Origin of the sequence: Streptococcus salivarius (genome assembly GCF_000785515.1) — a bacterium.
Classification (GTDB): domain Bacteria; phylum Bacillota; class Bacilli; order Lactobacillales; family Streptococcaceae; genus Streptococcus; species Streptococcus salivarius.
Map to the genome: position 1 here is coordinate 1,235,476 of NZ_CP009913.1, position 21,209 is coordinate 1,256,684.

Genomic DNA, 21,209 nt, shown 5'->3' on the forward strand with positions numbered 1-21,209 from the left:
GCTTCCTTTCTACTTACAAATCGTCGGCAATCTTATTGATTTTTCTGAGACGATGGTTAACACCACTCTTGGTCAGAGGAGGTTCTATACTATCTGCGATCTGCTGGATAGAGTAATCTGGGTTGGCAATACGAAGTTGGGCAATTTGGCGTAGCTCTACCGGTAAAATCTCCAAGCCAACCGTATCCATAATCTTGATAATATTATTAATTGTTTTCATACTAGCACTAATCGTTCTAGCAATATTGGCTGTTTCCGCATTATTGGCACGATTCAGATCATTTCTGGTTTCTCGCATAATTTTGACCTCTTCGAAGGCATCTTTAGAGTTCATTGCGCCGATAACAAGGAGAAAATCCATAATGTCCTCAGCTTTTTGAAGATAGGTCACAAACCCATTTTTATGACTCAAAACCTTAGCATCGAGCATAAATTTTTTCATGAGAGAAGCTAAATCCTCTGCGTGGTCTTGGTAAACGGAAAAAATTTCTAATTGATAACGTCCCTTTTCAGGATCACGTACCGTTCCGGTTGCCAAAAAAGCGCCTCGTAAATAGGATCTTCCAGCTTCGTCATCTTCCATTACTGATGTTTCAATGCCTGTTTCAAAGCCAAAGAAAGAATCCGCCAATTGTAAATCGGACAAAATATCATTGACATGGTCAGCGACAAAAACCGTGTAAACACGATTTTTCTTGAGATTGGTCTTGTTGTGATGTCTCAATTCAGGATTACTCTGATAACGACTTTCCATTAATTGGTAGATATGTCGCGCAATCTTTGCATTTTCTGTTGAGATGGAAAGAGTCAAGCCTTGATTAGTCAATCCAACCGAACCAGACATCTTAATCAATGCTGACAACTCAGCCTTGTCTTTGCTTGAAGCAGCAATTATCTCTTCTTTAACCTTAATTGTGAAACTCATGACTTGTTCCTCACTAGATGCATGAGCTCATCCACTACCAAGTCACCATGGTGGAAGGCACCACCATTTTCAAGTCGCAAAAAATTAGAAGACACAACTGTTTTAGCTTCACGACGTAAGCCCTCAAAATCATGCTCAACCTGAACAAGGTATTCATCAAATTTATTACTAGCCATGTATTCCTTAGGCACTTTCTTGATGTTAACTAAGACATTGTCAATCACATCAGAGCCAAGATGACGATTAAGAACAGCCACATGGTCGGCATCTGAGAATTGTTCCGTTTCTCCGTACTGAGTCATAATATTACAAATGTAAGTCACATCAGCCTTGGTCTCAATAAGGGCCTGACGAATCTCTGGTATAACTAGGTTGGGCAAAATCGATGTATAAAGAGATCCAGGACCCAAAACAATCATATCACTATTCATAATAGCATCAACAACCTTACGACTGGCCTTAGGCTCTTCGTCATTATAGGTATTGGTCACATAAACGCGTTCAATCATGCCATCATACTGGGCAATACTACTCTCCCCTGCTACTTCATGACCATCTTGAAAAACGGCATGAAGCGTCAAAGCTGTCTCACTAGCAGGATAAATTTTTCCTGTAACGTGGAAGAACTTCGTCAGAAGCTGCATGGCATTATAGGTAGAGCCCTGCATTTCTGAAATTCCAGCGATGATTAGGTTTCCGAGTGGATGACCAGCCAAAGCACCATCGGTTTTATCAAAACGATATTGGAAAACTCTTTCATAAAGTTTAGGCATATCACTCATAGCTACCAAAACATTACGCAAATCCCCTGGAGGTGTCAGTTGCATGATATCACGCAAATCTCCCGAAGAACCGCCATCATCAGCTACAGTTACCACAGCAGTGATATCAACATCCTTATGACGCAAACTACGAAGAATGACTGGGATACCAGTTCCCCCACCTATTACTGTAATTCTTGGTTTTTTCATGAACGATTCACTGTCTCCTTACGTCGATCCTTATCACGATGTGTTTCATTGACTGTCCAATCATTTTTCAAATCTTGAGCCAAACGATGTGCAAAGGCTACACTACGGTGTTGACCACCTGTGCAGCCAACAGCAATGGTAAGAACAGACTTACCTTCTTTTTTGTAACCAGGTAAGATTGGTTTAATAAGCTGTGTCAAATGATTGTAAAAGTCTTCCGATTCCTTATGGTTCATGACGTAATCAAAAACCTCTTTATCCAAACCTGTGAGGTTACGAAGTGCAGGATCATAATAAGGGTTTGGCAAGAAACGGACATCAAAAACTAGATCTGCATCTAATGGCAATCCATATTTAAAACCAAAACTCAAAACTTCAATACGGAAAGAAGATTGGTCTTGTTCAGATGAGAACTGTTCAGAAATAGCCTTACGCAACTGGCGTGGAGTTAATTCTGTCGTATCAACCACGTTTTGACTTAAGCTCTTAAGCGGTGACAAAAGCTCACGCTCAAGCTTAATGCCATCCAAAACACGACCATCTGCCGCCAATGGGTGGCTACGACGTGTCTCTTTATAACGAGAAACCAATTCACCATCAGTGGCATCCAAGAATAGAATCTTGAAATTAAGTTCCTCATTACTTTCCAATTTATCCAGAATATCGTTAATCTCATCGAAAAACAAGCGACTACGCATGTCAACAACAAGAGCAATCTTGTCTGTCTCTTCACTATGTTTTACCAATTCGATAACCTTAGGTACCAAAGAGGGGGGCATATTATCAATGGTGAAGTATCCAATATCCTCAAAGGATTGAATTGCTACAGTCTTACCTGCACCACTCATCCCTGTTACAACAACTAAATTAATTTTTTTCGTTCCCATGAGACTCCCTTTCTAATCTTTCTTCTTTCAAGACACGAATAACGTCTGACATCTTCTCAACTTGTTGGCTAACCCCCATAATCATTTCTGTCTGCAATTTTTGAATTGTCAGAAGATCTGATTGGTCTTGTTGAACCAAGTGGTCTATTTTTTCATGCAAAAGTCGGATTTCTTCCTTAGACTGGGTATTGACATGATAGTCGTTACGCGCTTGTAAACGGTCGTAATCCGATGCTCGATTCTGACTCATCATAATCAAAGGTGCCTGAACAGCTGCTAGAGTAGACAAGGCCAGATTCAACAGAATAAATGGATACTTATCAAAGGCAATCCCAAAGGGTTGTACAACATTCAGCCCCATCCAAATAGCCATAAAAGCAACGAAAGACAAGATAAAAGTCCAAGATCCACCAAATCGGGCCACTTCATCCGCCACTTTTTGACCAAAAGTAATCCTACTATCCAACTGTTCCTGGATGTCTTGATCCTCGTACAATAAACTCTTGGTCACATCGTGAACGGTTTCCCGAACATGTTCGTTTTTCTCATTAGCATTAGCAATAACTTCATCTAGAAAAACTAACCTATAATCCAAAAGGCTGATATTACTAATAAAATCATGTCCTTGTAAATCAGGGTAATCTTTTTTCAAAAGCACCTGCAAACGACTATTTAGACGTTCGAAATAAGAGCCATCGGTTTCATCGAACCACTCTTTAGAGATATAATCCTGAACTCTCTTAACCTGTATATTTTCGCCTTCTTTCTAGGCTCTATTATACCATATTGAAAGCTTAAACGTTCAATAGATAAAGGAAAAGAGTCCAAGACTAACCTCAGACTCCTCAATTATTGGGACAATTAATTTAAACTCTTCTTATTGGTAATTTAAAGTCCAGTAGTAAGTACCGTCACCAGCGACAACACAAGCTACTGCTGCTTGAGTAGCATCTGGACTCATGAGAAGTTCACGAATACCACTACTCAACCATTTATTGGCTACAACTGAACCATCAGATTCACGACGGTAAACAATACCATCACTGTTGTAAGTGTGTGAAATATCTTTGGCATGTGGAAGGGTTGTGCTATTGTAAAGATCATCAGACCATGTAAGTGCTGGCAAACCAGCAGCTGTACGTTGCGCATTGATTTCATTAAAGGCAGCCTTAGCTGAGTCAACTTCAACATAATCAGAGTTTTCAGTTGGTTCTACATGATAAACAAATTTAACATAACCAAATTCAACATCACTATATTTTTTGTCGTCAACACCGCTCTTGAGATTAGCTGTAATAACATAGTCACGTGCCCAAGCACTGCCCTTAGAAGCGTTGAAGTTGTCAACATCTTCAATTTCCCAAGTTACATTACAATCCCAGCCAGCATTATCTAAGAATTTTGGAGCAAAATTCTTAATAACATAATCTTTGAATTCATCCACATTTTGGAATGGAAGAGCTTCACCAGCTTTACCAGTACCAACTACATTTTCAGAATACAACTTAACACTTGATGCATTATCATCGTACATGTATTCGTCGTTTCCTGCTGGTTTATGGAAATCTGGATCAAGCTCAGGGTCATCATTGGCAGTACCATTGTAGAGTTTCCATTTACCATCAACCCATTTGTAGTAACCATCGATACCACGCGCATTATCTTCATCTGTCAATGCCACACGGTAGTAATAGGTACCGTTGTCATCTACAAATCGTGGATCTGAATACATGCGATAATCTGTTGGTGGCAATGTTGGTTTTGGCAACTTGTCATAGTCAATGTTGGTTTCAGGTGCATATGGTGGTTTTTCAAGTTCAGGAGCTTCTGAACTTGTTTCTGATGTAGAACCTGTTTCTGAACTTGCAACTGAGTCTGAGGTGATTCCTGAAGTTGAATTACCTGTTGAAGCAGCATCTGAAGTTGTGGCTGAGGTTGAATTACCTGTTGATGGTGCTTCTGAAGTTGCTGATGACGTTGAATCTACAGTTGATGGTGCTTCTGAAGTTGCTGATGACGTTGAATCTACAGTTGATGGTGCTTCTGAAGTTGCTGATGACGTTGAATCAACCATCGATGGTGACTCTGAAGTTGCTGATGATGTTGAATCAACTGTTGATGGTGCTTCTGAAGTTGCTGATGACGTTGAATCTACAGTTGATGGTGCTTCTGAAGTTGCTGATGACGTTGAATCAACCATCGATGGTGACTCTGAAGTTGCAGACGAAGTTGAATCAACCATTGATGGTGCTTCTGAAGTTGCTGATGACGTTGAATCAACCATTGATGGTGCTTCTGAGCTTGCTGATGACGTTGAATCTACAGTTGAAGTTGTTGGAGCTTCAGAATCTGTGCTTGAAGCCTTAACAAGCACCCACTTACCATTTGAATAATAGTAATAATCGCCATTATCTTTCAAATAATAGTGAGTACCATTTTCATAACGGTAGTGAGGGTCATTTCTCAAAACCTCATAACCTGTCGTTGGTGTATTGTTAGAACCACTATTGTTGTTATTATAGTCACCACCACGAACCCAACGACCGTTATAGTTAACATAGTAGCTACCATCACTCAAAATGTAGTACAAATAACCATTGCTATAGCGGTAAGTACCTGATTCGTTGTAGTTGTTGTAACCAGGATTATAGTTGTTATAGCCATAATTATAGTTATAATTATAGCCATAGTTATAGTTTGGATAGTAATTATTGTAACCGTAGTTATAGCCATAATTGTAAGTATAGCCTGGATAATAGCCATTGTAGCCGTAGTTATAACCATAGTTTGGATAATAGTTGTTATACCATGAGTTATAACTATAGTTATTAGAATAACCACGTCCATAATAACTATCGGCCTGTGCATGATTGTTGCCAACTACCGTTGGTGCTAAAATAGCTGCCCCTAGGACAGCACATGAAAATAATCGTAAACTCTTTCTCATTGTCTTTTCCCCTTTTAAAAAAATATACCTTTTATAAGCAATCGCTTACATTTCCATTTACACTTTAATTGTAAGAAATAAAACTTCTATTGTCAAATTATTTTAATAATAGAAGTTTCTCAGACTAAACCAATAGAAGACTAACAAAGACCTAACTTTCTTTGTGAAAAACGGTTAGGCGGACCTCTTTTAGGGCTTAAAGGCAAGTGTTTAAACAAAAAAGCCCTCTATTTGTATAAGGACTTTTAGCGTAACATTAACGATTATCAATATTTTCTGGGTAAAGATCGTGATTAAAGAGACGTTGCTCGGCCATCTTCTCATACTTTGTTTCAGGACGACCGTAATTATAATAAGGGTCAATCGAAATACCACCACGAGGTGTAAATTTACCCCAAACTTCTAAGTAACGAGGGTTCAAAAGTTTCACTAAATCTTTACCAATGGTATTAATACAGTTTTCATGGAAGTCTCCGTGATTACGGTAACTAAAGAGATAAAGCTTTAGAGATTTAGACTCAACGCAGAGCTGGTCTGGAATATAAGAAATATAAATACTTGCAAAATCAGGTTGCCCAGTAATAGGACAAAGTGATGTAAATTCTGGACAGTTGAATTTGATAAAGTAATCATTATCAGTATGACGATTATCAAAAGACTCCAAGACTTGTGGAGAGTATTCAAAAATATAAGGTGTCTCCTTATTACCAAGGAGAGTGAGGTTTTTCATTTCTTCTTGTTGTGACATTTTTCTTCCTTTGTTGTTAATTTTTCTAGACCTTTATATGGTCAATTTTTAATCTAAATTTCTAATGTTAATCATTAAAAAAGTAAAAATACTATCAATTCTAAGCTTATAGAATGTGAAGATTAGACACCGCGCTCATTATCGTAGAGTAGGGTATGAAGCTGAGGGAGAACACGCACATTTCCCCACGAGTCATCAGCAGCTACTGTCTCCCAGAGCTCTTTGAGGCGATCTAATTGATGTTGGACAATATTACCTTCTGCTTTCGGTTCAGGATTACCAGCCGAAAGAAACATGACATCTGGCTGATAACGTTCCTGAATCATTTTAGCAAAGGCTAAATCATCATCGTCAAAAACAGGAACTTTGAAGGTAACTTTATCAGGATCAAGTTGTGAAACAATAAAGTCAAGGGTTTCCATATTGACTTCCATCTTGGATGATGGTGGTTTAGGACTTAAGGTTACTTGATCAATATCCTTGAGCCACTCCTGCCAGCGAGAACCCTGAGTTTCAACGGCCAAAGTCACTCCTCTAGCCTTGAGTTTTGAAACGAGTTCAGCCATATTTGCCGCTAAAAGAGCTGGGTTTCCTCCAGACAGAGTAACATAGTCATAAGTTCCTAGCGCATCTAAAGCCTCAATAACTTCATCAGCTGTCATACGTGTTGGCTTCTCTGACCCATCCCAAGTAAAGGCAGAATCACACCAATCACAATGGTAATCACATCCTGCTGTCCTTACAAACATGGTCTTTTGACCGATAGCTCGGCCTTCCCCTTGAAAAGTCGGTCCGAAAATTTCAAGCACTGGCAGTTTGAGTACACGTTCTCTAGTCATCCAACCACTCCCGTCTAAACTCTGCGAAGGCTGTTGGTGTTTCATAAAGACGCACATATTCCAAACGAAGTCCTCTCTCCTCTGGCAGATGTTGACTCGTCGTCTGGAAAATCCAGAAAACCATATTTTCCGCAGTTGTATTCATATAAGGCAGAGTCTCATTGAGATAACGGTGATCTAACTGAGGTTCCAAATGATCCTTATAAATGCGCTTAAGGTCACCAAAATCGTAGGTCATGCCACGCTCATCCAAGTAGCCACTAACTGCAATTTGAAGATGATAGGTATGGCCATGAAGTGACTTGCATTTTCCTTCGTAATTAAAGAGATGGTGGGCAGCATCAAAAGTAAACTCTTTAGAAACCATTGTACGGTGAGGATTATAAACCAAGGACTCACCTGTTTCTTTCTTGATTTCTTTCGGTGCAAAGAACATTAAGCTTCTCCTCTTTCTGCTAGATATTTTTCAAGACCTTTTTGACGCAAGTGACAGGCAGGGCATTCCCCGCAACCAGTTCCAATAATACCGTTATAGCAAGTTAGCGTTTTTTCACGAACATAGTCAAAAGCTCCAAGTTGGTCAGCCAAAGCCCAAGTCTCAGCCTTATCTAACCACATGAGAGGGGTTTGGATAACAAAATCATAGGCCATGGCAAGATTAAGTGTGACATTAAGCGATTTGACAAAAACATCACGACAGTCTGGATAACCAGAAAAGTCTGTCTCACAAACACCCGTAACAATATCAGTAATACCACGTTGCTTAGCTAGAATAGCTGCAAAAGAAAGGAAAAGATGATTACGCCCGTCCACAAAGGTATTAGGAACTTCACCTTCTTCTGCCTCAATCTCAATATCAGATGTTAACGCATTTTCAGTGATTTGACCAAGCAAAGACATATCCAAAACATGGTGTTTAAGCCCTTGCTCTTGCGCAATCTCTTTAGCTACTTCAATTTCCAAGCTATGACGTTGGCCATAAGCAAAAGTAACTAATTCAACTGTTTCATAATGTTTAAGAGCCCAAAATAGGCAAGTAGTAGAATCTTGACCGCCACTAAAGACGACCAAAGCTGATTGACGTTTCATAATATTCCTCTTTATTCGTGATGTCTGAGACACATAAAAAGGCCCCTTGGGGGAGCCAAAAAACGCCAGTAATGGTTTTTTTTAGCGATGGTGTCTCCCAAACATCGAAAATGATTTATCCTTAATAGTCTATCATAGTTGAGAAAAAAAGAAAAGAGCCAAGGCTCTCTTCATTAATCAATCTCAGCGATAACTTCGATTTCAATTTTAACATCTTTTGGCAAACGTGCCACTTCTACCGCAGAACGTGCAGGGAAATCAGATGTAAAGGCAGTTGCATACACTTCATTAAATGGAACGAAATCGTTAATGTCACTTAGGAAGCAAGTTGTTTTAACAACGTGATCAAAGTCTGTACCTGCTTCTGCCAAAATAGCACCAACATTTTTAAGAACTTGTTCTGTTTGTTCTTGAATTGTTTCACCAATGATTTTACCTGTTTCTGGTGACAATGGCACTTGACCAGAAGCAAACAAAAGATTGCCTACGATTTTACCTTGAACATAAGGTCCGATTGCTGCTGGTGCTTTATCAGTATGAATAGTTTTTGCCATGATAGTTCTCCTTTGACTAATATGTTGCTATTATAACAAAATATTCTGAAAATTGAAACATATAATTCTAAAAAGAAAAGAATCAGCGCTAGGCTAATTCTTCTCCTACTATTTCAGATACTTTTTGACATAGCTATAATAGTCTGGTTTGTCTTTTTTATTAAGTGCAAAGAGCATTTGACCCTTAATGGGTTCTTTCTCATCATTTGGTTGTAGAAAAAGAGCAACCTCTTTGGATTTAGTTGGGAAAAATAATGTATAAGACGTTTCTTTTCCCTGATCTTTTACTTTTAGCGAATAATAGGTAAAGTCATCTTTAGACTTGGGACCATCCACTGTATAGTTATAATCCTGCTCACCAATCTTGACCTTATCTTTCTTGAAGACAATCGTATAATCCTTCTTTAAGGCATCTTGTGCCTGCCATTCACCCTCTAGTGAGGGAGCAGACTTGCTGCAAGCTACCATTGAAACCATACAAAGCAAGACCAACAGACCAAGTAACCATCTTTTCATACTTTTGCACTCCTAAAGAATTTTTCTTATGGTTTGATACGGTGCAACATACGTGGGAATGGAATAGCTTCACGGATGTGTTTTGTTCCAGCTACGAAAGTAACCATACGTTCAATACCGATACCAAAACCACCGTGTGGTACTGAACCATATTTACGAAGGTCAAGGTAGAATTCGTATTCTGAACGGTCCATTCCGAGTTCATCCATTTTAGCTACAAGAGCATCGTAGTCATCTTCACGCATTGAACCACCGATGATTTCACCATAACCTTCTGGAGCCAAAAGGTCTGCACAAAGAACGCGCTCAGGATTACCAGGAACTGGTTTCATGTAGAAGGCCTTGAATCTTGCTGGATAATTAACAACGAATGTTGGAACACCAAAATAGTTTGAAATCCAAGTTTCGTGTGGAGAACCAAAGTCATCTCCATGTTCGAGGTGCTCGTAGTCTGTATCTTCATCATTTTCATGTGCTTGAAGAAGGTCGATAGCTTCATCATATGACACGCGCTTGAATGGCTCAGCAATGTATTTCTTAAGAAGATCTACATCACGTTCAAGGATTTCAAGAGCTTGTGGCGCACGATCAATAACACCTTGAATAAGAGCCTTAACATAAGCTTCTTGCAAATCAAGTGACTCATCATGTGACAAGAATGAATACTCAGCATCCATCATCCAGAACTCAGTCAAGTGACGGCGTGTTTTAGATTTTTCGGCACGGAAAACAGGACCAAAGTCAAATACACGACCAAGAGCCATAGCACCAGCTTCAAGGTAAAGCTGACCAGATTGGCTTAGGTAAGCAGGTGTACCAAAGTAATCCGTTTCAAACAATTCTGTTGAATCTTCAGCTGCATTTCCTGACAAAATTGGACTATCAAATTTGATGAAACCATTTTTATCAAAGAATTCGTATGTTGCGTAAATAATCGCATTACGAATTTGTTGAACAGCCATTTGTTTACGTGAACGCAACCAAAGGTGACGATTATCCATCAAGAAGTCAGTTCCGTGTTCTTTTGGTGTGATTGGGTAATCATGTGATTCACCGATGACTTCTACTGCTGTCACATCCAACTCGTAACCAAATTTTGAACGTTCGTCTTCTTTGACCACACCAGTCACATAAACTGATGTTTCTTGGCTAAGGCGTTTAACAGTATCAAATTTTTCAGTACCTTCTTCTTCACCGTATTTTTCGATGAAGTTAGGTTTGAAAGCTACCGCTTGGAAGAAGGCAGTTCCATCACGCAATTGAAGAAAGGCCAATTTCCCTTTACCTGATTTGTTAGCTACCCATGCACCGATAGTGATTTCTTCGCCCACGTGTTTAGGCACATCAATAATTGAAACTAATTGTTTAGACATGTAATTACTTCTCTTTTCTTTTGATCTATATTAATTCTATTTTTCCATAAAGGCTTTGATTCGGCGGACTGCTTCTTTCAAAGTATCCAAGTCTGTTGCATAGCTAAGTCGAATATTTTCAGGCGCGCCGAATCCTGCACCTGTTACCAAAGCGACTTCAGCCTCCTCAAGAATAGCGTTTGTAAAATCATTAACATTTGTGTAGCCTTTGATTTCCATCGCTTTTTTAACATTAGGGAAGAGGTAAAAGGCACCTTGAGGTTTGATGACTTCAAAGCCAGGCACTTCAGCTAGGAGTGGATAAATCGTATTCAAACGTTCCTCAAAGGCCTGACGCATTTCTTCGATAGAAGATTGATCACCTGTTAAGGCTTCAATAGCAGCATATTGAGAAACTGCTGTAAGATTTGATGTCGTTTGACTGATAATCTTAGCCATACCTGAAATAATTTCTGGATCTCCGACAGCAAAACCAACACGCCAACCTGTCATAGCATAGGTCTTGGAAACACCATTAATCACAATTGTTTGCTTACGAATGGCATCTGAAAGACTTGAAATTGGAGTAAAGGTATTGCCATTATAGACCAAACGGCCATAGATATCATCTGCTAAAATCAAAATATCGTGCTCAACCGCCCAGTCACCGATTGCTTGCAATTCTTCCTTGCTGTAAATCATTCCTGTTGGATTTGATGGAGAATTAAGCAAGACAACTTTAGTTTTTTCAGTGCGAGCAGCTTCAAGTTGTTCAACTGTTGCTTTAAAGTGATTAGCTTCAGTCGTTTGGAAAGTGACTGGAACACCCTCAACCATTTTAACTTGGTCTACATACGAAACCCAGCAGGGTGTTGGAATAATGACTTCATCACCAGGATTGATGACCGTAGCAAAGAAAGCATATAAGATAAACTTCGCACCAGTGCCGACAACAACCTCATTTGGTTTTACAGCATAGCCATAGAAGTTTTCCATGTAAGTGCTAATCGCATCCTTAAGTTCTGGAAGTCCAGAAGCTACGGTATAGAAACTTGCCTTACCATTTTCAATAGAGGCAATGGCAGCATCTTGAATGTTCTTAGGTGTTACAAAATCTGGTTCACCAAGTGTCAAACTCAAGATATCACGTCCTTGAGCTTTAAGAGCTTTAGCACGCGCACTGGCAGCTAAAGTAACACTTTCTTCCATTTGTAATACACGATTTGATAATTTTGTCATTTCATTATAGTCCTTCCACTTTAATAACCTGACCTGAGATAAAATCAACCAGATAATACTGGGTTCCTGACTTCACTTCCCAAATAGGAGTTTTGCCATACTTTCCTAGGTGGACATAGGATATATCCTTAGCACCATAGGCTTTAGCAGCTTTCTTAGCCACTGACTTACTAATACCATCCGATTGCTTGTAGATATCAACCTCACCTGAATCATGACTCACGATAACAGCCAGTTTCTCACCTTGACCAGACTTTCCAAGAAGTCCGTAATAGGTAGCCTCACCATGGTAGATATCAAATTCAGTAACAGTCTTAATATCTGCTTTGCTCTCTGCTATGGCAATAACCTTCTTTTCAGCGTCTACGTAAGGCTTAGTCGCTACAATAAGAATAGCAGTCAAAGAGGCAATTAAGGTCACAACGATTACAATTATTCCAAAAATGAACTGTTGCTTTTTGGTCCAGGGTGAACGTTGTTTACGCATAATGCCTCCTAAAAAAAGTTTCTGAATTTATTATATCAGAAAATGATAAATCTTTACATAGCAATATAGCTAGTATTGAGCAATTAAGTCTATCTTTTTTATAAGTCAGTAAAATTTATAAAACCTAAGTAATCTTAGAAAAGGTTGGTTTTAAAAAGTTAACTTTCTTGTTCTAAGAAATCCTGAATATCCTCTTTGACTTCCTCGAACTTAGCGGGCTTAAGCGCAACTTCTTGTGTCACTTCTTTTAGAAATAGTTTTCCATAACTCTTAACGAGCGGGCGATTATCCATAAGAAGAATAGCCGAGCGCTGTTCTGGACGTCTTTGAGCACGTCCAATAGCTTGTTTAAAACGTAAAACCGTCATGGGAAGACTGTAACTATCAAAGGTGCTCTTTCCTTGCTTAGAAAACCAAGATTCAATCTTTTGATAGAATGGATCCTTAGGATTGTCAAACGGCAGACGTGCAATAACCTCAATTACCCTATCTTGTTGGGCAAAGTCAACACCTTCCCAGAACGACCCCATACCAAGAAGGAGATTGGTCTCACCTCTATCAAAACGTTTTTTGACATTAAAAGCAGTCCCATTTTTCTCTTGAGTTAGGTGACGAACTTCCCTATGATCCAATAAATCTGAAACAGCCATCATACTCTTTCGAGACGTGAATAGTACTAAAATTGGATATTCCATTTCAGATAGCTTCTGGAGACGTTTTGCAAGAGCAACTTCATACTCTTCCTCAGAAGAAACACCAATCATAGGCATACTTTGATCAATCCAAATAGCTTGATTGGGTAAAGTGTCCATTGGGAGGCTAACCTTGCGTACCTGATCTAAGCCCAACAAATCAGCCACATCTACATCAGGTCCCACATCAATAGTTGCTGAAACAATTATCACTTTTTGGGCACTTGGTAGATAAGCAGAAAGCTCTAAGAGCTCTTTGCGTGACGCCTTTAAATAAGTCACACGATGTTCTTGATAATAATCTGTTTCAAGCCAGAAATGGCTGTAAAGCGGTGTCTTCAGTGGAGACAACATCTCCATAAAATCACTTTCACCTTCCAGTTCAGAAATGGTTTGTAGCAAACGATCTAATTGCTGGCGATTATACTGCTTCTGAGGAAATTGTTGATGTTCTTGGATTAGATGGCTAACTTCAAACTGCAGATTTTCGAGCAATCGTTGTTGAAGCAAGCTTTGACTACCACTATCAAGAATTCGATGAATATGTTGCAACAGGACAGTAAGATTGACTTGATGACGTGAAAATTGTTCCAAAGCCAGAACCATCTTTTGCCCCTCATCAATCACAAGAGTTTTTCCTCGAACAAAATCATGATCATCTTCCATACGCGTCAACAGATAAGCATGGTTGGTCACAACTACCCTAGCTTCCTGGGCTTTTTGGTAGGACTGTTGCCAAAAATCATATTCAGCAAAAAGACTATCAGCTTTTAACTTACCATCGTGCTTAATCTCATCAAAATAAGCCATATAGCGCTGTTTTTGTCTGATTTCGTCAAGATCCCCTGTCTCTGTTTCAGTCAACCACACCAAAAGTTGCATTTTGTAACGATTAATCAAACGGTTACTATCCTGACGAAGTAAGGTTTGGTAGAAGGCATCTAACTTGATATAATTCTGAGGTCCTTTGAGACTATGGAAGTTAATATTAAAGACATCCGATAAGGCTGTAGCTTCCTGATTCATAATCTGATTTTGAAGGAGCTTGGTCGGAACAGCCACTACCACTTTATCTACATCAGATTGCGCCAACAAAGGAAGCAAATAGCCATAAGTTTTTCCGATTCCAGTCTGCGCCTGAATCATGGAAATATCAGTATTATCAAGCTCCCTTCTTACTGCCTCAGCAAACTCTTTTTGTTTAGGCCTTGATTCCAAATCTAAGAGTGCAATATTGGTATCAAAATCTTGAGACAGTTTTCGTTCAGACTTATAAGTCAAAGGTCTACGAAGAACAATTCCAGATTCTTCAAGCATGACATATTCTTTTGAAAGGCCTAAATTTTGACCTCTTATAGCATCACGAATAACCAACTCAGTCTCAAAAAGAAGATTATCTGAAAAGGTCAAAAGCATCTCAATGGTCTGTCTAGGTAAGCTGGCAATCTTATCCATCAAATGAAATAAAAGCTGTCCGGTCGCTCTCGCATCTTCAATAGCGGTATGGGCCTGAGCTAGGTCAAGATTAAGAACCTTGGATAAATGGGAGAGTTTATATTGTTCCAGTGTCGGATAAAAGACCTGAGCCAATTCGACAGTATCCACACGAGGAGTCCTTAGTTCGAAGCCCTCCATGAAAAGTGCCTCTGCAAGCAAATTGGCATCAAATTTAACATTATGGGCAACAAAAATACAGTCCTCAATCAGTTCAAAAATGGTTCTAGCAATTTCTGAGAAATCTGGGGCTTGAGCCAACTGCTGATCAGTAATCCCTGTTAAATGAATAATGTGATCATCTAGTTCTTGGTGTGGGTTAACATCACTCGCAAATTCGTCAAACACCTGACCATTTTGCATGATGACAATTCCCACCTGTATAATACTAGCCGTTGACGAAGCGGAGGTCGCTTCCAAGTCAACAATAGCATATTTATTCGTGTTTTTTTCACTCATAGTGACCTTATTATAGCATATCCAAAGCCCCAAAAAAAGACAAAGCCATCATTCTGATATTGGAAAAAGCCTGAAATTCGTGCTACACTAGAGCTATGAAAATAAGACGAATTTTAAATCCTGTTGCCCAGGAAAACACCTATATTTTAGAAAACGATACAGCCTGTCTAGTCATTGATCCAGGAAGTGATACTTCTGCTATCTTAGCTGAGCTTAAAGCAAGTGATAAACCTGTTGCTGCTATCCTCTTGACACATACACACTACGATCACATTATGAGTGTTGAGGCAGTCCGTCAAGCTTATAATTACCCTCCTGTTTATGTTGCAGAGGCTGAAAAAGACTGGTTGATGAATCCTATTGATAATTTATCGGGACTTCCACGTCATGACGATATGGAAGACGTTATTGTCAATCCAGCAGAATACTACTTCGATTTCACTCAGGACTATAACATCGAGGATTTCCAGTTTAAAGTTGTTCCAACCCCAGGACATTCTATCGGGGGCATTTCTTTAATTTTCGATGAAGAAGAAATCGTCTTTTCTGGTGATGCCCTCTTTAAAGAAACAATTGGACGCTGGGACCTCCCAACAGGAAACCACGATCAGTTACTCACTAGTATTCGAGAGCAACTCTTCACCCTTCCTAACCACTACAAGGTATTCCCCGGACACGGTTGGGACACTACTATAGGCCACGAAAAAAACTTTAACCCACATTTTTCATAAGAATAAAAGCTCAGCAAACTATAAAGCTGGGCTTTTTACATGCATAAAAAAGAAGGTCTAAAGACCTTCTTACTTGAAATACTAGATTGTATTTATTTAGATTTGATATAGTTAACACCATCAGCTTTTGGTGCTACTGCTTTACCAAAGAATGCAGCCAAGACAATAATTGTCAAGACATATGGTGCAATTTGCAAGTAGACGTTTGGTACATGTGAAATAAGCGGAAGTTGTTTCCCGATAATTGCCAATGATTGTGACAAACCGAAGAATAAACTTGAGAGCATAGCTCCAACTGGATTCCAACGACCAAAAATCATAGCAGCCAAGGCGATGAAACCAGGACCTGCAATCGTCGTAATAGCAAAGTTGTTAGAGATGGATTGAGCATAAACTGCACCACCAACACCACCAAGGAATCCTGAAATCATGACACCATAGTAGCGCATACGGTAAACATTAATACCAAGTGTATCCGCTGCCTGTGGGTGCTCACCTACTGAGCGAAGACGCAAACCAAAGCGAGTCTTGAAGATAACCCACCAAGACACAACTGAAACCAAAATCGCTACATATGCAATCAAGGAAACGTTCGTAAAGAAGACTTTACCCAAGACTGGAATGTGGCTCAAAATTGGAAATGATACAGTTTTAAAGTTATGGCTAATAGCTGGTGTTTGGCCGGCACCAAAGATAACACGTGTCAGAAAGACTGCTAAAGATGGAGCAATCAAGTTCAATACCGTACCAGAGACAACATGATCCGCACGGAAATTAATGGTCGCAACCGCGTGGAGCAATGAGTAAACAAGACCAATAAGACCTGCTACAATTGCGGCAATCCAAGGAGTTGCATCACCAAAACTATCTGCAAAATTCAAGTTAAAGAGAACACCTGCGAAGGCTCCAATAACCATGATTCCCTCAAGACCGACATTTACGATACCGCCTCGTTCAGAGAAAGTACCACCGATACTTGTGAAAATCAATGGTGCTGAGTATTTTAGCATAGAGGCAACAATCAAGGCTAAAATTGTAATGAAGTCCATATTAGTTTTGTCCTCCTTTAGCTTTCACTGACTTTTGACGAGGGCGAACCCAATATCTAATAATATAGTTAGCACCGACAAAGAAGATAATCAAAGCAGATACAACGTCGATAACTTCAGGAGGCACACCAATCATACCACTCTTACCTACAGACAAGACACCATAAAGAAGGGCAGCAAACGGAATACCAATAGGTGAATTAGTAGCCAAAAGAGCAACCGCCATACCGTTCCAACCAATTGCCAATGAAGAGTTTTGAACAAAGGCATTTTGGAAGGTACCAAGTCCTTCTACTGTTCCTCCAAGTCCACAAAGGGCACCTGAAATAATCATAGACATGATAATAACACGTTTTGATGACATCCCTGCATATTCAGATGCATGAGGGTTAAGACCTACAGATGTAATTTCAAAACCAGTTGTTGTTTTCTTGAGCATGAACCAAACAAGGAAAACTGCTGCAAGAGCAAGGAAGAAACCAATATTAAAACGTGAGCCACCGGTTAGAGAGGATAAGAATTCTGTTTGATAGCTTGCAGAGGCTGCGACCTTATTAGATGCTTCTGATGAACGTAACATGTCGGCTGTAAAACCAAATCGAACAATATTGTTTGCTACATACAAAATGATGTAGTTCATCATGATGGTAACAATGACCTCACTAGTTCCCAAGTAAGCACGAAGAATACCCGGAATTGCACCAGCGATACCACCAGCTACTAGACCGATGATTACTGTACAGAAAACTGAAACTACTTTTGGTAATTCTGGAAATGATAATGCAAACCATACAGCCGAAGTCCAACCTGCTAAAGCCTGACCAGGCAAACCAACGTTAAAGAAACCAGCTTTAGATGCTACAGAAAATCCGAGTGCGATAAGAATCAAGGGACTCATGGCACGAAGAATTTCACCAATATTTTTCAAAGAACCGAAGGCTGTACTGAAGAGATCATAGTAAGCCCAGAATGGATCGTAACCAAAGATTAACATCAATACAGCCCCGATCAACATTCCCAAGAGGACAGCAATCAAAGGAACTGCCCAATTTTGTGTTTTCTTAGACATTTGCTTCCTCCTTATTCAATTGTCCACCAGCCATTAGGATACCAAGATCTTGCTTATTCGTTTCAGCAGGATCTAGGATACCTTGAATTGCACCATCGTAGATAACTGCAATTCTGTCTGACATATCAAGAATTTCATCCAATTCAAAGCTGACTACAATAACAGCCTTACCTTTATCACGCTCAGCGATAATACGTTTACGAATGTATTCAATGGCACCTACGTCAAGACCACGAGTTGGTTGACTGACAATAAGAAGCTCTGGGTCACGGTCAATTTCACGGGCGATAACAGCTTTTTGTTGGTTACCACCAGACAAGTCACCACCAGCAATCAACTCTCCAGCACCACGAACGTCAAATTCTTCCATCAATTCTCGAGCTTTAGCATTGATAACATTATAGTTCAAGATACCATTTTTCGAATTTGGCTCCTTGTAGTAGGTTTGAAGGGCAATATTTTCAGCTACTGTCATTTCAAGAACCATACCGTCACGGTGACGGTCTTCAGGAATATGACCAACACTCATCTCTGTAATCTGACGAGTTGTCTTATGAATAATAGATTCACCCTTGATAGTAATGTCACCAGACTTAACTTTACGTAGTCCAGTAATCGCTTGAACAAGCTCTGTTTGACCGTTACCATCAATACCGGCAATACCGATGATTTCACCCGCACGAACATCTAAAGATAAGTTCTTAACGGCAGGAACACCACGGTTCTCATTAACCACCAAATCTTTAATAGAAAGAACAACTTCTTTTGGATTTGAAGGAATTTTTTCTGTTTTAAAGGAGACATGACGACCAACCATCATTTCGGCCAAGTCAGCATTTGTTGATCCTTCAATTGTCACTGTATCAATTGATTTACCACGACGGATAACTGTGACACGGTCAGAAACCGCACGAATCTCATCCAATTTATGGGTGATAAGGATAATTGACTTGCCTTCTTTGACCAAGGTTTTCATGATGTTTAGAAGTTCAGTAATTTCAGACGGAGTCAATACCGCAGTCGGTTCATCGAAAATCAAAATATCAGCACCACGATACAGAGTCTTAAGGATTTCAACACGCTGTTGAGCACCAACAGAAATATCTGCCACCTTAGCTGTTGGATCTACCGCAAGACCATATCTTTCAGAGAGCTCAGTAATTTCCTTAATAGCCTTCTTCATATCAAGGACACCACCAGCTTTGGTTACCTCACTACCCAGGATGATATTCTCAGCAACTGTAAAAGCTTCAACCAACATAAAGTGTTGGTGAACCATCCCAATCCCCAATTTCGTTGCTTTCGAAGGTGAATCAATCGTCACCTCTTGTCCATTAACCTTAATAATCCCGCTTGTTGGCTGTAAAAGACCTGCAAGCATGTTCATTAAGGTTGACTTACCAGCACCATTTTCACCGAGGAGGGCATGGATTTCTCCTGGTCTCACATCAAGATTGATATGATCATTTGCCACAAATTCACCAAATTTTTTGGTAATATCGTGCATCTCAATGACATTTGGCTTCGTCATACAATCTCCTTTCAAGAATTATTTTTATATCAGCAAAGGGAAATATAAACTGCTTCCCTTTGCTGAGACAAAAATTGTCCCAGTTTAGATATTATGGATTATTTGCTAAGACCATCAGTTGGTTTCAATTCACCATTCTTGATTTGTTCTTTAGCTTTTTCTACTGCATCCTTGATATCAGAAGGAAGCTTAGATGTTACGATGTCAACACCACCATCTTTGATACCATAAGTCTTAGTAGAACCACCTTCAAATTTATCGCCTTTAAGTTGTCCGTTAGCGATATCTTTAACAACTGTACCAACTTTTTTGATTGTTGAAGTCAAAACAAAGTTAGATTTTTTCTTGTCTGAAGATGTATAGTTACCTTCTGCATTTTGGTCACGGTCAACACCGATTACCCAAACTTTCTTATCGCTGTCAGCATCAAGTTTTTCGTTAACTTCTTTAGCTGCTGTGAAGACACCAGTACCAGTACCACCAGCTGCTTGATAGATTACGTCAACGCCTGAAGCGTACATAGTTGAAGCAATTGTTGTACCTTTAGCAGCGTCTGAGAATGATTCAGCATATTGAACTTGTACATCGATGTCTGGTTTTACAGATTTAGCACCTGCTGTGAAACCAGCTTCAAAACGTGTAATTGTATCTGATGTTTGACCACCAATGAAACCAACTTTATTTGTTTTTGATTGCATTGCTGCTGCGATACCTGCAAGGTAAGCACCTTCGTTATCAGCAAACAAAACGCTCTCAACATTCTTTTGGTCTTTGATGACATCATCAATGATTACGTAGTTAACATCTTCATGTTCCTTAGCAGCATCTGAAACAGCATCATGAAGGGCAAAACCAACACCAAAGATGAGGTTGTAACCTTGGCTTTGAGCAGCTGACATATTGTTTGCAAAGTCAGACTCTGAGTTTGATTGGAAGTAAGTAAAGCCAGAATCTTTTTTAAGTTTGTTAGCTTTACCCCACTCTTGGAGTCCTTCCCATGCTGATTGGTTAAATGATTTATCATCTACCCCACCAGTATCTGTAACGATAGCAGCTTTAACTTTAGAATCAGCTGATGATCCACCGCGTCCGCCACGAGCACATGCTGCAAGACCAAGTGCTGCTACAGCAACAAGGCCAAGACCGATAATTTTCTTGTTCAATTTCATCTTGAACACTCCTCCTATAACTTGCAAGAAAACTTGCTTAATAAAGAATAAAACAACTAGACTATTGTAAGTCTGTAAAAGAGTATGGTAACAACTCTCCGACTGTCATCTCGACTGTCGATTTATCTTCAGCGATAAGAATCACTTTAGAATCGGATTTAAAAAACTCAGCCATCACTTGGCGACATGCACCGCATGGTGATATAGGCTCTTTGGTATCACCGTAAACAGCGAGACACTCAAAATCACGGTGTCCTTCAGATACCGCTTTAAAAATAGCCGTTCTTTCTGCACAATTGGTCAATCCAAAAGAGGCATTTTCTATATTGCAGCCTTGAAAGATTTCTCCATTTTTTGTAATCAAAGCCGCACCAACTCTAAACTTAGAGTAGGGAACATAGGCATTTTCTGCTGCCAATCGAGCTGCTTCTATCACTTTCTCTTTGTTAGTAACTGTCATG

Annotated in this window: 21 protein-coding genes; 1 reads left to right on the forward strand and 20 read right to left on the reverse strand. The window is 39.6% G+C overall.

The features are described from left to right. Positions 1-13: 13 nt before the first annotated feature. The 15 genes from whiA to SSAL8618_RS06025 all read right to left on the reverse strand — a co-directional run bounded on the left by whiA (position 14) and on the right by SSAL8618_RS06025 (position 15,199). Positions 14-925 carry a DNA-binding protein WhiA gene (whiA, locus tag SSAL8618_RS05955; RefSeq protein WP_038676157.1) on the reverse strand — a complete coding sequence of 304 codons (912 nt, stop codon included), beginning with the start codon at positions 923-925 and terminating at the stop codon, positions 14-16. Beyond that, on the reverse strand, positions 922-1,896 hold the full coding sequence (locus SSAL8618_RS05960) for a YvcK family protein (protein ID WP_002891102.1): 975 nt from the start codon (positions 1,894-1,896) through the stop codon (positions 922-924). Before SSAL8618_RS05960 ends, whiA begins: the two co-directional genes overlap by 4 nt. Next, a complete protein-coding gene (gene rapZ, locus SSAL8618_RS05965; protein ID WP_037611380.1) occupies positions 1,893-2,783 on the reverse strand; it encodes an RNase adapter RapZ in 891 nt (296 codons plus the stop codon). The genes SSAL8618_RS05960 and rapZ overlap by 4 nt, the downstream gene beginning before the upstream one ends. Further along, complete coding sequence (locus tag SSAL8618_RS05970; protein WP_022496681.1) at positions 2,764-3,534, reverse strand: DUF1003 domain-containing protein; 771 nt, start codon at positions 3,532-3,534, stop codon at positions 2,764-2,766. Before SSAL8618_RS05970 ends, rapZ begins: the two co-directional genes overlap by 20 nt. Positions 3,535-3,660: 126 nt before the next feature. Continuing rightward, positions 3,661-5,730, reverse strand: a complete 2,070-nt coding sequence (locus tag SSAL8618_RS05975) for a CAP domain-containing protein (RefSeq protein WP_038676159.1) — start codon at positions 5,728-5,730, stop codon at positions 3,661-3,663. Positions 5,731-5,986: 256 nt separating this feature from the next. Continuing rightward, the gene (gene queF / locus SSAL8618_RS05980) at positions 5,987-6,478 is read right to left on the reverse strand and encodes a preQ(1) synthase (protein WP_037611386.1); all 492 of its coding nucleotides are present in this window, start codon (positions 6,476-6,478) and stop codon (positions 5,987-5,989) included. A gap of 122 nt (positions 6,479-6,600) precedes the next feature. Further along, on the reverse strand, positions 6,601-7,317 hold the full coding sequence (gene queE, locus SSAL8618_RS05985) for a 7-carboxy-7-deazaguanine synthase QueE (protein WP_004182409.1): 717 nt from the start codon (positions 7,315-7,317) through the stop codon (positions 6,601-6,603). Then, positions 7,310-7,753, reverse strand: a complete 444-nt coding sequence (gene queD / locus SSAL8618_RS05990; protein ID WP_037611387.1) for a 6-carboxytetrahydropterin synthase QueD — start codon at positions 7,751-7,753, stop codon at positions 7,310-7,312. The genes queE and queD overlap by 8 nt, the downstream gene beginning before the upstream one ends. Further along, the gene (gene queC, locus SSAL8618_RS05995) at positions 7,753-8,406 is read right to left on the reverse strand and encodes a 7-cyano-7-deazaguanine synthase QueC (RefSeq protein ID WP_037611388.1); all 654 of its coding nucleotides are present in this window, start codon (positions 8,404-8,406) and stop codon (positions 7,753-7,755) included. Before queC ends, queD begins: the two co-directional genes overlap by 1 nt. Positions 8,407-8,579: 173 nt before the next feature. Continuing rightward, positions 8,580-8,960 (reverse strand): RidA family protein, encoded by a 381-nt coding sequence (locus SSAL8618_RS06000; protein ID WP_038676162.1) that lies wholly within the window; start codon positions 8,958-8,960, stop codon positions 8,580-8,582. 108 nt (positions 8,961-9,068) lie between these two features. Then, complete coding sequence (locus SSAL8618_RS06005) at positions 9,069-9,476, reverse strand: hypothetical protein (RefSeq protein WP_022496685.1); 408 nt, start codon at positions 9,474-9,476, stop codon at positions 9,069-9,071. Between the two features lie 26 nt (positions 9,477-9,502). After that, a complete protein-coding gene (gene asnS, locus SSAL8618_RS06010) occupies positions 9,503-10,849 on the reverse strand; it encodes an asparagine--tRNA ligase (protein WP_038676164.1) in 1,347 nt (448 codons plus the stop codon). 36 nt (positions 10,850-10,885) lie between these two features. Next, on the reverse strand, positions 10,886-12,067 hold the full coding sequence (locus SSAL8618_RS06015; protein ID WP_013990479.1) for a pyridoxal phosphate-dependent aminotransferase: 1,182 nt from the start codon (positions 12,065-12,067) through the stop codon (positions 10,886-10,888). Between the two features lie 4 nt (positions 12,068-12,071). Further along, entirely contained in the window at positions 12,072-12,554 is a 483-nt protein-coding gene (locus SSAL8618_RS06020) for a cell wall elongation regulator TseB-like domain-containing protein (RefSeq protein ID WP_004182029.1), read from the reverse strand. A gap of 158 nt (positions 12,555-12,712) precedes the next feature. Continuing rightward, positions 12,713-15,199 carry a bifunctional DnaQ family exonuclease/ATP-dependent helicase gene (locus SSAL8618_RS06025; RefSeq protein ID WP_038676166.1) on the reverse strand — a complete coding sequence of 829 codons (2,487 nt, stop codon included), beginning with the start codon at positions 15,197-15,199 and terminating at the stop codon, positions 12,713-12,715. A gap of 95 nt (positions 15,200-15,294) precedes the next feature. Here SSAL8618_RS06025 and SSAL8618_RS06030 point away from each other — a divergent pair, with 95 nt between their 5' ends. Further along, the gene (locus SSAL8618_RS06030; RefSeq protein WP_022496688.1) at positions 15,295-15,930 is read left to right on the forward strand and encodes an MBL fold metallo-hydrolase; all 636 of its coding nucleotides are present in this window, start codon (positions 15,295-15,297) and stop codon (positions 15,928-15,930) included. A 92-nt stretch (positions 15,931-16,022) separates the two neighbouring features. Here the strand turns inward: SSAL8618_RS06030 and SSAL8618_RS06035 are convergent, their stop codons facing one another. From SSAL8618_RS06035 to SSAL8618_RS06055, 5 genes are all read right to left on the reverse strand, one after another. Beyond that, positions 16,023-16,979: an ABC transporter permease gene (locus tag SSAL8618_RS06035; protein ID WP_037600844.1), complete on the reverse strand. Its 957-nt coding sequence runs from the start codon at positions 16,977-16,979 to the stop codon at positions 16,023-16,025. 1 nt (position 16,980) lies between these two features. Beyond that, a complete protein-coding gene (locus tag SSAL8618_RS06040; RefSeq protein ID WP_004182077.1) occupies positions 16,981-18,048 on the reverse strand; it encodes an ABC transporter permease in 1,068 nt (355 codons plus the stop codon). After that, positions 18,041-19,579 (reverse strand): ABC transporter ATP-binding protein, encoded by a 1,539-nt coding sequence (locus tag SSAL8618_RS06045; RefSeq protein ID WP_004182049.1) that lies wholly within the window; start codon positions 19,577-19,579, stop codon positions 18,041-18,043. The genes SSAL8618_RS06040 and SSAL8618_RS06045 overlap by 8 nt, the downstream gene beginning before the upstream one ends. A gap of 98 nt (positions 19,580-19,677) precedes the next feature. Continuing rightward, positions 19,678-20,742, reverse strand: coding sequence for a BMP family lipoprotein (locus SSAL8618_RS06050; RefSeq protein WP_277619134.1), 1,065 nt, complete (start codon positions 20,740-20,742; stop codon positions 19,678-19,680). A gap of 67 nt (positions 20,743-20,809) precedes the next feature. After that, the gene (locus SSAL8618_RS06055) at positions 20,810-21,208 is read right to left on the reverse strand and encodes a cytidine deaminase (protein WP_021144038.1); all 399 of its coding nucleotides are present in this window, start codon (positions 21,206-21,208) and stop codon (positions 20,810-20,812) included. Between the last annotated feature and the right edge of the window lies 1 nt (position 21,209).